Origin of the sequence: Aquimarina algiphila (genome assembly GCF_007489275.1) — a bacterium.
GTDB classification, from domain to species: domain Bacteria; phylum Bacteroidota; class Bacteroidia; order Flavobacteriales; family Flavobacteriaceae; genus Aquimarina; species Aquimarina algiphila.
Window position 1 is genome coordinate 1 of record NZ_VLNR01000110.1, and the last position, 11,645, is coordinate 11,645.

The window sequence follows — 11,645 nt, forward strand, 5'->3', positions numbered from 1 at the left end:
TTTTAAAACCTTGAGTATTTTATCGTAATTTGCTTGAAAGTTGTGCATATGAATTATAGTGTCGTAACTACAATTTACTGCCTTTTAGCAGTTTGCGCAACTTTTTCTAAATGCACAACGGGTTATATATGTATATCTTAAAGAAATATAATAAAACAATGTATAATTTAAGTACTACCAATACTATGATATAAACTACCCTCTTTTCCTCTTATATAAAAACAATCCAAGTATGAGTAAAACCCCTAATCCAAGAATCCAATACCAGGAATCAGTATCCCTAAATTGTATGGGAGCACTATCTCCTACCAGATAAAACCCACCCCAATAAAACGGATCCTTATGATATCGATCTGCTGTTTTGAGGTATTCTAATTTTGCTTGCTGTAAAGCTCTCCCTTTATGCATCCCTGCTTTAAGATTGGTATAGAAATACCGCATCAATTCTGGTGCAGTATTATCGGGTACTTCCCAACTACTTAACAACAAACTTTTGGTCCCAGCATATTGAAAAGCATTACCCAAACTCATGATTCCCTCGCCTTTGGCAATTTTACCTGTTCCTGTATTACAAGCACTTAATACCGTAAGTTCTGATGGAATATCCAAAGCAAATAGCTCATGAGCATACAATAAATTATCTTCTATTGTATCGTTAGACTTGGTAAAAAATAATTTAGAGTTCTCTGGCCTTTCATTATCCACCTCTCCATGCAAGGCTAAATGTACAATCTTATACTGATTCGCTTTTTTCTTAAAGTTAGCTTCATTTGCTTCTGCTCCAAAATAATATTGCCCATCGATAATATCGGCAATAGCTCTAATCTCTTTACGAGTTCCCGGTAAGTCATCTCCAGTATCTCTTAATGTAGCCAAACTCATGTTTTTTGAGGTCGTAATATTAGTCGAATCCGAAAAAGAAAATGCCAAGCATCCTTTCTTTTCATCTTCTGAAACTCCCTCTTTAAAAGGGTTAAACAATAAGTTCGCTGAGTTCGCATGGGTAATGGCGTAGTCTTTCAGTAAATACGAGAGTTCTCCTGGATCTTCAGAAGCATCATTTTGAGTCAGTAACAATTCAAAATTAAGATGCCATAATGGACCATCGGGTACAATGATAAGCTGATCTCCTTTAAGTTGTTCTTTTATCGGAGTTAAAAGTGTATTATATAGTAAATGTGATTGTTTTTTAAATTCTTGGATGTTTTTACTTGTAATACTTTTACGAAATTGTTCAACCTGTTTTGTGAGTTTTGGAGTTGCTAATTCTTGCACAGCAATTTCATTTTTAGAAATGGTAAAAGCATAGGTGATGCTATCTCCTGTAAAAAACTCTAATAACGTTGTTTTGTTATCTAATTGTTTCTGGATATTAGAAGTTTTAACAATATCATTATTATATTTAAGCTTAAAATATTTAGGATAGTTTTTTTCTAGTGATTGATTTAAAGAATCTCTTCTTCTATTAATATTAAATAATTCATTTTCATACTCCTCAATTTTTATCGTATCAATTGACTTTTTAGATTCTTCTTTTAAAATCTGCGAGATATAAAAAGCTCGATTTGTTCTTATTATTTTTTCCGTTGTTAACAGTTCATTTGGCAATCCAGTATAACTTTTTGCATAAGAATCATTTAAGAGTTCTTTTAGTATATTGCTTTTACTTCTCTCCATATAATAAAATATTCGTGTCAAAGATGACCGTTTTTTTGCCTCTTCATATTCTAATAAATACGTATTAATAGCATCTGTATAGATTTCTTTTACTTGTTTAGCAAAAACAACTTTATCCTCGTAATTTTGATATATTTTTCGCATATGCTTGATAAGCACATCTGCATTTTTATAAATAACTATACTTTGATTAAGAAACTCTCTGTCATTACTTTCTTGATATAAATCTTTAAGAGTTTTAGCTTTTCCTTTAAGTGTTTCTAATAATAATTTCCAATCAGAATAATGGTTAGGATCAAAAGTGTTTTCTATTCCTTTTTGAAACTTCTTTTTAGTATTTGAGAGTAATGCTTTATCAAAATTAGTAATTGCTTTTGCATGATTTTTTTGTATCTGATAAACAAATGCAATATTATTATATAAACTTATCGCGCGAGGATGTTGTTCTCCATATGAGTTTTGTAGAATTGTTAAACCTTTTTTATGATATTTTAATGATTCATCATACATTTTTTGTCGAAAATAGAGATTCGCAATACCACTATATGACACCGAAATATTAGGATTATTCTTATCAAAAATCTTATTACGTATACTTAAAGCTTTATTAAAATATTTCTGTGCTTTATCATATTCTTTATTAATAGAATATGTATTCCCCATATTATGATACGATAGAGCAACCAAATAATGATTTTCTCCTAAGGAAGCGGTGTAAATTTCCAAAGCTTTTTTGTAATACTCTATTTCTTTTTTTTCATCACCTTTTTTATGAAATATAACACTAATATTTGCATATATAACACCTATAGCCGGGTGCTGTTCTCCAAATATTTTTGAAGCAATCTCTAAACTTTTTTTTTGATATTCTAATGCTTTATCATATTCCCCTTTTATATCATATACAATACCCATATTTTGATACACAGCTTTTAGTCCATTTAATCGATTTTCTTTAAGTAAAATGGGCAATGCTTTTTGAAAATAACTTAATGCATTATTATTCTGTTTAAGGTTAAGGTAAGTTACCCCCATATTAACATAACTATACCCTACATAAATATCATCGCTTCCAGAATTTCTTATAGTATTGTTCAAAAACTTTTTATAATATTCTAAAGCGATATCAAGTTTTCCCAAGTTATCATAAACAAGACCAATATTATTATAGTTTCGTCCAGTTTTTGAATGATCTGGACCTAAAATTTTCAAATTAATAGCTAATGCCTTTTTATGAAACTCTAGAGCCTCCTTATATTTAGATGTGCTCCAGTAAACTGATCCTAAATTACTATAGGATTTAGCGATATCAAGATGTTCATTAGGAAAAATCTTTTCTCTTATTTTCAGTGCCTTTTCATAATATTGTAGAGCTTCATCATAATTCGGAACTCCTTTATGATAAAAACCTATATTATCATAAGAATCAGCCTCAAACTTGTTGCCTTCCATAAGGTAATCTGTACTTATTTCTAATGCTTTTTTTGCGCTTAAAAGAGACTCATCTCCTTTATACCACTGATTTTCAGAAATCTTATTATAACAACTTGCTACTTTTTCCCACGCTTTTGCTTTTTTATATTCAGGAAGTGCTTTATTAAAAAGCGCAATAGATTCTTCATACTTTTTTTGAATCAACAGAGAATCTGCTTCTTTGTAATACTGCGAAGCCCTTGTCGTATCAATTTTAATTTGTGCAGTTGCACCCATAAAAGAAAAAAGGAAAGTGCAAAAAAAGAATACTTGTATTAGACGAAAGTGTGGGGTAATTATCATATAAAGGTTAATAAATATTAAATCGTAATGTAACTAAAAATATGATATTTGAGGTTAGTAATCGTTTTAAACTACGAAAAAACAACGAAATTATAAAGTGAATTTATGATTCAAAAAAAGTATTGTTATTCTAATTCTTCAAGCAAATCTATAGCGCTCTTTTTATATAAGTTTTCGTAAGAAGTTAGTTCTTTAAGAAAAGTAATTGCCTTACCATTATTTTCTGTCTTCACATGAGCTAATGACAAAAACCATAATGCATCGTTATGAAGAGTATCATTCTTCACAATATTCTGAAATAAGGTAATAGCTTTTTCTTCTTGATCAGTATTGAGGTAGCTATTCCCCAGATATAATTTTAATCGATCATCATTAGGATATTCTTGGATAAGACGTTCCAGAACAGGAATTGTCTTTTGATACTCTTTTCTTTTATACTGTAGTGATACTTCTTTTAACACTTCTATTGTAGACTCCTCGCTACTGCGAGTAAGCTCATTCATAGGATAAGGAACATAATACTGTGCATACAAATCTGGTTCCTGATATATCCAAAACAAAGAAGATATACCCACTATTGCTATAAAAATAGCTGCTATTCTATAATAGGTCTTAAATGATTTTTTGGGTTGAATTTCTCTTACTTTTTCTTCCTCTATTTCACGATCGATATCCTTAAGTTTCTCCCTAAAATTAATGATATCTTTATCTTTTAAAGCTTCTTTTATCAAACGATACTTCTCAACCTCTTCCTGTAGCTCAGTATCTAACTTTAAAGTGTTTTCAAACAACTCTAAATCTGCACCTACTAAATTACCATTTAAGTACGCATCTATATTTTCAAATAATTCCTGATTCTTTTTCATGATTTACTTGTAATTAGATGACTCTTTTAATTCCTTAAAAATCGGATCTTTCTCTGCCTTTTCCATCAACTGTTTTTGGCAGATGAACTTTCTTTTTCTGGCATATGCTTCTGTGAGCTTTCTTTTCTCAGCAATCTCACGTAAACTATATCCTGCAAAAAATAACAATAAGATTTCTTTACACCCTTCTCCAAGTTCCAAAAGGTACTTTTGGATCAAGAATATTTTATCTAATCTATCTATATTTTCGATAATAGTTTCTACTCCTTCGCCATCATTTGTGGTAATATCTTCTGTAATTATTATCTTATCATTCTTTCGTAATCTATTACGCCATAAATTTTTGCTGATACCATATACATATGTCCCCAAAGAACAACTTATATCCAATGTATTATTTTTAACCTTTTCATACACAATAACCATCGCATCCTGAAAAACATCCTTTGCATCATATTCATTTCCAGAGTTTTTGTTAACATACCTAATTACCATAGGTAAATGCTTTACATAAAACTCTTTAAGAATTTTATCATCATTCTGAATGAATGCTGTTATAATTTTGTTATTGTTTTCCTTGCCCATCAACGATATATCGCTAAATCTTTTCTAATCTTAATATACTATTTTTGAAATCGTAATTCATTTGTAAAGATATTTTTAAATTTTAATATACCTGATAAAATAACTATTTCTAATCAATAATATTTTAGAAAAAAATCATAAATCCCTGTTTTTCAATAATTAAAAATTAAAACCAACTTCTGTACTTATCTCATCTTAATAGCCTTTAGCCAATTTTATCACATGAATTTAAAAATAAAAAAGGTTTGGCAAAATAGCCAAACCTTATATATTAGTCTTGGAAAATAAACATTGTCATTATTAAATAGCCCCCTATTCGTAATGTACTGACTAAACTTTTATATACTTTCTTAACAATCTTGTTAGATTAAATGGAGATACTCCCCAACCATTCGATTCTATATGTATTGCTTTAAACATTTGATTCTATTTTTGTTGTTTCTAGGATGCAATTTTATGATCTAATAAAGTTTGATCATAAATAGTTTGACAACCCAAACCAGGAACTTCTGCATCTATTTTAACCTGCATAGCCGCATAATTATTGGCAACATTGTATTTACAAATCTCAAATTTTATTTCAGGATAATCATTGATTCTTTTTGTAACATTGCCATGTTCAGGAATTGTTATGTTTTCCACTTTTCCTATTTTCAATTTATTAAACTGGCCTAAGTAGTGGATATCAAAGCTCCCATTCTCCAAACTGATCAATGTAAGCGTTGTCTTTACTCGATCCTGAAACGGCCAGTATCCAAATCTAACCTCTTGCGTTTTTTTGTCAATTAATGAATGTCCCATAGCCCCTTTATTTCTTTAATTATAATGTGAAATTAAATATTACGGTTTCTAAAACATATTTCACGATATTTCATTGTTATTTCTATTGTTCTTAAAACCTAATTAAACGCCAAGGAGCTGTAGAATTTTCCCCCAATAACTCTACAGCGCAATTATTTCAACTGTCTACTTGGCTTTTCTTAACATCAAATAATTTCCCCCAATAGAAGTATCCAACTATTTTCCTTATTTGATGTTGTTTTTAAAGAACATGAATTATTTTATCTATGAAGTACAAAAAGTATTTTAATCACCCAGCACACCATGCTTTTTCTGTATTGATTTTGAGTATTCTGAGTTATCATTTTTGATCTTGCTTTTTATACTTATTTTGATGAGACAAATATATATCGGGACATCTCAAAAAAATATTTCACAATATTTCATGAGTATAGATATGAAGTATAAAAATGGCGGAAATACCATCCAGATACCCAAAGGGAAGAAATTAAATTATAATGAAGAGTTTCTATTTTGACATTCGATGCTATAGAATATCAACAGTAGTAGATCTAGCTTCTTGTTCTTTACTAAACAAGGCAATCAAATCTCCTGCATCCTTGGTCGTTTCGCTATACGGAATTAATTTGATTGTACCTTCACCAACCATATTAGGAGGTGCTTGTAACGATTTTAATGCAAAATATCGTTGATCATTAACAGTCACAATACCATCTAATAATGTTCTATGCAAATCATTCATAAAGACAGGGCCTCTAACTGTTCTTGCTAAACCTGTAGTCTTTTTCTGTGCTTCCTGAAAAATTTGTAATGCTTTTGCTAACGGAATTCTAAAACAGGACTCAGAGTTATGATCAGCTTCTATAAACATATAATAAGGAACCATTCCTAATGCTATCTGAGTGTTCCATAATGCGCTCCAATCCTTGGGAGTATCATTAATACCTTCAACAATAGGTCCCTGACATCGAATTACGGTCCCCGTATCTCTTATTCTTTGTATTGCTTCTTTGACTACATCATTTTCTAGTTCTCTAACATGAGTGAAATGAGCACAAAAATTAAGATGTTTTCCCCTGGATTGAATGTATTTAAATAATTTCAATAATTCATCAGCGTCCTTATCTGTTGTAAATCGAAATGGCCACCACGCTAATGATTTTGAACTAATACGAATTACTTTTACAGATTCTATATCCAAAACCGGATCGATATATTTCTGTAATGTTTTAGCTTTTAATACTAGTGGATCTGCTCCTGTAAATAATACGTCAGTAATTTCGGGATGTGCTCTTAAATATTCAACAGGTTCATTAGGGTCTGTATATGAAGAGTTTTGTTGTGCTTCTTTATTGTTAAACATAATCCATCTGAAACAATAAGAACAATAGGAATGGCATGTTTTAGCCATAGGATCAGGAAATAGGCTTACGATAGTTTCAAAATTACTATACATTCCTCTAATCCTCACTCCGTTTACCTTTGGGATACTTGTTTCAGCATGCTTTACCTCTGGATACATTTTCTTCTTTACCTTTTGAACAAACTGAAATAATGTTTTTTCATCAAGCCCGCTTTGATGTAATAAGAGTAATGTCTTATAATCTGTAGGTTGCAACATCTCTTTCCTCGGAAAAATCAATTTATAAATAGGATCATTGGGCACTGTTTCCCAATCAATAAGATGCTCTAGAACATAATTATTTACCTTAAAATGAAAAACACTAGATAAAATATCAAATACTTCTCTTTCATTTTCGGGTAATCTTTTATAGTACGTTGTTTTTTTAAATGAAGTGTTATTATAAGATATAAATTTCATGGCTGATTTTCGTTTTTAAATAAAAATACTCAAAGGGTTTAATGCTGACTCAGTATGAGGATGTTCTAATTTCCCCATTCTTACTGGTACATCATATAATCTACCAGGAGCTGTACGTCTCCAAAAATGTCGTAATCCCGGCACAATCACTTTTGCCACAGGAAGCCCAACGTCGGGTTGTGTAAGATCAATAACCAATGTTTCGAGTTCAAGTTGCTTTGCCCTCTCTATACAAAATTGTACGCTGTCATACACCGTGGCATTGCATAGTTGTGGATAATCTATTTGCATATTCTTATCTTCTCCTTCATCAGGTATCAAATATGAATTATTCTGAAGCGTAGCTGTATCTAACCAATCAATAAATACCTGATCAGTGGTTAGATAAGATCCATTTTTATTGATCACCACAGGGAGCAATTGATTCAATTCTATGATAGCTCTTTCCAAAGCAATATTAGCATCTACATGAGCTCCAAAAGCATATAAAATTTTATCTTTATCATTCTCCTTCAAACTATGGCTGATCGCTACGAAAACTGGAATACCAATATCTGTGGTAATATCCAAAACATACAAACTTCTATGTATACTTTTATAATATGCAATCATCTGATTGATATATGGATTCTGAGCTGTTTCTAAAGCTATTGCAGGATATTGCACACGATTATACCACCAGATTGCAGCAGCATCACGCTCTACCAATTCCAGAAACCCTTGTAAAATAGCCTCTTCGATAGTATTTCCGGCCGCACAGCCATTAGAATCAGGATATGCATATAACCGTTTTTCATCTACTGAAGGATATTGTGCATAACAATAACAAGAAGGGAGATATTTAAATTCTTTTTCTGTAAGACTATATACTGGTGTCCAATCCATTATTTCATTAACATCAAACGGAATTGGAATCAATGAATAGAACTTTGTACTTTTAGTATTAATACGTTCACGATCTTGATATTGATCATCACTATATAGCATACAGGTATTTGGATGAATTGCCTTTTCTAAAGTAGCATAAGAAGCTGAAACCGTATAGGTTTCTCCCTGATACATCAAGCTATATCGTTCTATAGCTTCACATAAAGCTCCAGTTTTGGCTTGTATTGCTGTTTTTCCTTTACCTCCATTAGCACTTCTTAGATGTAAGTTTAACCAGAATAGTGATGAACTTTGTAATGCCAGATTTTTTCCAGAGCCAAAATTGTAGATGGGTACATCATCAACAGGGTGGTATTCTTTTACATACGGGACAACCCCAGTTATGGCACTCACATGATGTTTATATCTTTGTAAAGTTTCTTCTGGCGAAACCGTGCGATATCCTCCTGGATAATCAGCAATAGTATCCTGTGATTGTAATTGGATGGGGATAGGATGTTGTTTTACTATTTCTATATCACCACAAGATGGGCATTGTGGCCGTTTTACGACATGGTTTATTTTACGTTCACCAGTTTTGGTCTCTAATGAAATTAAGGTATTACATAACGATTCATTTTGCTCATGATATAACCATGAAACCAGTTCTGAAATGGCCACACTGGCTGCTAATTGCTTTGATATAGGGTGACTCACCAAAGGACGAGCAATGGTATCATTAGTCTTGGCCAATGCCTGATACAATTTATTTTCCTGATCATGTAGCATTAATCGATGTTGTAAACACTTCCAACAAGCTGCATCTTCTGCATCAGGGACCATAAGTGGCCCAACATATGGAGTCGTACCCTCCAATTTTATCAATAGCCAGGGCTTATGCTGCTCGATCATCTCGGTATTAATTTGCTCCAGATCAGGGTGCAAATAATCTGTAGTCAATACAATTGTCACATATGGAGTATCTGACCATTGTAAGCCTGTCGCAATACATGATTCTCTAAAAACAGCATCATCTATAGAACCCAGAGTTTTGACAGCAATAGTTTTGGTACTAAATACAGAAGACAACTTCTGTGTATGATACCCCAATTCTTCCCAATAGGCTGTTTGTTCTGGACTAAATATCGGTTTAGTATGTGTGATATACCCCTCGGTTTCTAATTGGTGAAGTGTAATCAATACTTCACTAAGATTACTGCCATATTGATTATAGTTAGCTATGATATCGTCTTTTGTTATTGTATTGGTAGTAATCACATCCAAAAGTTGAATCGCTAAAGGAGATTGTAGTACTACACTATCTTGCTCTGAAGACATTATAGTATAGTGATCATCTACCTTTACTTTGGCATAATTTTCTTTAATTCTGTAAAATGTATTGGACATTATCTAGGAACTCCTTTAAGAAGATTTAAAAATATCTTTAATTATAAATAATGATCAATGTTGTCTTTATTAGATAACAACATTGATCATTTAAGTTTAAAACTTACTTATATAATTCATAAGCTTTATCAATTCATATAAGTCATTTTTCTATGAAGTACTGAGAACTATTTCAGCTACTTCTTTATTATCTCTACAAAACACTTTTGCCAGCATATCTTTATTAGGTATAAAACACGGCATCATGAGGATTGCATCATAATTTTCTAATTCTTTAGTATCAAAGGGCAAAATCACTTTTGATTCTTCATTTTCTGATAAAAGCTCTCTTTTTAGTGTTTTTATACCTTCACGGCCATTGCTAAATACCTGTACAAATAAAGGCGATTCTTTTATGGTAATCGTTTCTTTACTTTCTCCTTTTTTTGTAAAGTATAGTGTTGGCCATGTTGTTTCATAATCCAAAATCACCCTTGTATTTTGTGGTAGTCTCATACCACAGCCTTCCCATGGTTGTCCTTCATCTATCCATACATACGTGTTATCTAATTTCCCATCTGTTAAAAAGGCAACAGTTTTTGCAGGATCTTGAAACGCATCCATTAAGTTTTTATTCTTAACACATTTAAGACTAAGTTCAAAATATCGTTCACAAATATGATATATCTGTTCTTGAGTTGGATTTGAATCTACTGTGATTGTTTCCATTTGGTTTAAAGTTTTAAGAGTTAATATGGTATTACTAATCGTATTTTAGAAATCTATTAGAATCAAATCAAGAACAAGTAGCAATAAACTCTTCTACCGTTTCATCTGAATTAAAAATTTTCATATTAGTTTTCACATCCAATCTTGGGCTGACATAAGGTATATAAAGCGTATAATCATACTTCTCTCCTTTTTGTAGTTCAAGCTCAATTTCACTAAAATCTAGATTAGCATAATTTTCTGATGACTTATTAATATTAAAAAAACCAGGGTTTAATTTTTGTTTATCATTATCTGTCTTTTTATAAAAAAAGTCAGTATCCTTTAAAATCGAAAGTTCAAGTTGATACGGTTTTTCCTCTATAACAATTTGAGATTTATTATGATTTGTATCTCCCGTTTTTTCTGTAATTACAAATTTAGATTTTGAAATAGAGGTATCTAAAACAATATTTGTTCTAGCTGGAATTTTCATCTCACAACCTGGCCAGAAATACCATTTTTCTCCAGAATCTGTAACAATAAACCCTTCTAGCTCTCCCTTTATCTCATTAAGTATATTTTTATACATCTCTGGTTTTTCTATATGTAATTTTACCAGTTCTTGTATCGTATATCCATTTTTAACTTTTAACTCATCTTCTACCTTTTCTGTTCTTAATAAAACACCATTGGTTAGAAAACCATGTCTTAAATGATTATAATTTACATAAGCATCTCGAATAAAATCATTAATAGATTCAAAAAAATGGAATGTATTAAAGAACTCTACAATTCTTAATATATCAATCTTTGTAGTATCTTCTTTATTATCAGGTATTTTAAATTTTGCAGATATTGCTTTATCTATAGTATCATAGACTTGATACAAAGGATCATTATTTGGCTTCATATCAAATAATGATTTTACTTCATTTCGAACAAATTCTCGTAAATCCAGTTCTTTCTTTACTGCGGAAGTTTTTAATTCTTTTGTAAGCATGGTTTAAAGTTTTAAGAGTTATTAAATAATTTAACCCGTTGTGCATTTAGAAAAAGTTGCGCAAACTGCTAAAAGGCAGTAAATTGTAGTTACGACACTATAATTCATATGCACAACTTTCAAGCAAATTACGATAAAATACTCAAGGTTTTAA

The 11,645-nt window shown here is 31.1% G+C and carries 9 protein-coding genes; 1 reads left to right on the plus strand and 8 read right to left on the minus strand.

Annotated features, from left to right (window positions below; all coding sequences use genetic code 11):
* Positions 1-195: 195 nt before the first annotated feature.
* From FOF46_RS29230 to FOF46_RS29245, 4 genes are all read right to left on the minus strand, one after another.
* The gene (locus tag FOF46_RS29230; protein WP_167571996.1) at positions 196-3,387 is read right to left on the minus strand and encodes a CHAT domain-containing protein; all 3,192 of its coding nucleotides are present in this window, start codon (positions 3,385-3,387) and stop codon (positions 196-198) included.
* 191 nt (positions 3,388-3,578) lie between these two features.
* Positions 3,579-4,319, minus strand: coding sequence for a tetratricopeptide repeat protein (locus tag FOF46_RS29235; protein ID WP_109438749.1), 741 nt, complete (start codon positions 4,317-4,319; stop codon positions 3,579-3,581).
* Between the two features lie 3 nt (positions 4,320-4,322).
* A complete protein-coding gene (locus tag FOF46_RS29240; RefSeq protein ID WP_109438750.1) occupies positions 4,323-4,904 on the minus strand; it encodes an RNA polymerase sigma factor in 582 nt (193 codons plus the stop codon).
* A 441-nt stretch (positions 4,905-5,345) separates the two neighbouring features.
* Complete coding sequence (locus FOF46_RS29245; protein ID WP_109438751.1) at positions 5,346-5,705, minus strand: hypothetical protein; 360 nt, start codon at positions 5,703-5,705, stop codon at positions 5,346-5,348.
* Between the two features lie 373 nt (positions 5,706-6,078).
* On the opposite strand from FOF46_RS29245, the gene FOF46_RS31890 reads away from it, so the two are divergent.
* The gene (locus FOF46_RS31890) at positions 6,079-6,222 is read left to right on the plus strand and encodes a hypothetical protein (protein WP_167571997.1); all 144 of its coding nucleotides are present in this window, start codon (positions 6,079-6,081) and stop codon (positions 6,220-6,222) included.
* Between the two features lie 9 nt (positions 6,223-6,231).
* On the opposite strand, the gene FOF46_RS29250 is transcribed toward FOF46_RS31890, so the two are convergent.
* The 4 genes from FOF46_RS29250 to FOF46_RS29265 form a co-directional block, all read right to left on the minus strand.
* On the minus strand, positions 6,232-7,527 hold the full coding sequence (locus FOF46_RS29250) for a KamA family radical SAM protein (protein ID WP_109438752.1): 1,296 nt from the start codon (positions 7,525-7,527) through the stop codon (positions 6,232-6,234).
* A 15-nt stretch (positions 7,528-7,542) separates the two neighbouring features.
* Positions 7,543-9,801, minus strand: coding sequence for a TOMM precursor leader peptide-binding protein (locus tag FOF46_RS29255; protein WP_143918985.1), 2,259 nt, complete (start codon positions 9,799-9,801; stop codon positions 7,543-7,545).
* A 150-nt stretch (positions 9,802-9,951) separates the two neighbouring features.
* Entirely contained in the window at positions 9,952-10,509 is a 558-nt protein-coding gene (locus FOF46_RS29260; protein WP_143918986.1) for a hypothetical protein, read from the minus strand.
* Positions 10,510-10,576: 67 nt separating this feature from the next.
* Positions 10,577-11,491, minus strand: a complete 915-nt coding sequence (locus FOF46_RS29265) for a hypothetical protein (RefSeq protein ID WP_143918987.1) — start codon at positions 11,489-11,491, stop codon at positions 10,577-10,579.
* Positions 11,492-11,645 lie beyond the last annotated feature (154 nt).

What these genes read in the sequence shown, in the direction of transcription:
- FOF46_RS29230 (WP_167571996.1), bottom strand. Translation starts at nt 3,387, where the DNA reads ATGGGTGCAACTGCACAAATTAAAATTGATACGACAAGGGCTTCGCAG.
- FOF46_RS29235 (WP_109438749.1), bottom strand. Translation starts at nt 4,319, where the DNA reads ATGAAAAAGAATCAGGAATTATTTGAAAATATAGATGCGTACTTAAAT.
- FOF46_RS29240 (WP_109438750.1), bottom strand. Translation starts at nt 4,904, where the DNA reads ATGGGCAAGGAAAACAATAACAAAATTATAACAGCATTCATTCAGAAT.
- FOF46_RS29245 (WP_109438751.1), bottom strand. Translation starts at nt 5,705, where the DNA reads ATGGGACATTCATTAATTGACAAAAAAACGCAAGAGGTTAGATTTGGA.
- FOF46_RS31890 (WP_167571997.1), top strand. Translation starts at nt 6,079, where the DNA reads ATGAGACAAATATATATCGGGACATCTCAAAAAAATATTTCACAATAT.
- FOF46_RS29250 (WP_109438752.1), bottom strand. Translation starts at nt 7,527, where the DNA reads ATGAAATTTATATCTTATAATAACACTTCATTTAAAAAAACAACGTAC.
- FOF46_RS29255 (WP_143918985.1), bottom strand. Translation starts at nt 9,801, where the DNA reads ATGTCCAATACATTTTACAGAATTAAAGAAAATTATGCCAAAGTAAAG.
- FOF46_RS29260 (WP_143918986.1), bottom strand. Translation starts at nt 10,509, where the DNA reads ATGGAAACAATCACAGTAGATTCAAATCCAACTCAAGAACAGATATAT.
- FOF46_RS29265 (WP_143918987.1), bottom strand. Translation starts at nt 11,491, where the DNA reads ATGCTTACAAAAGAATTAAAAACTTCCGCAGTAAAGAAAGAACTGGAT.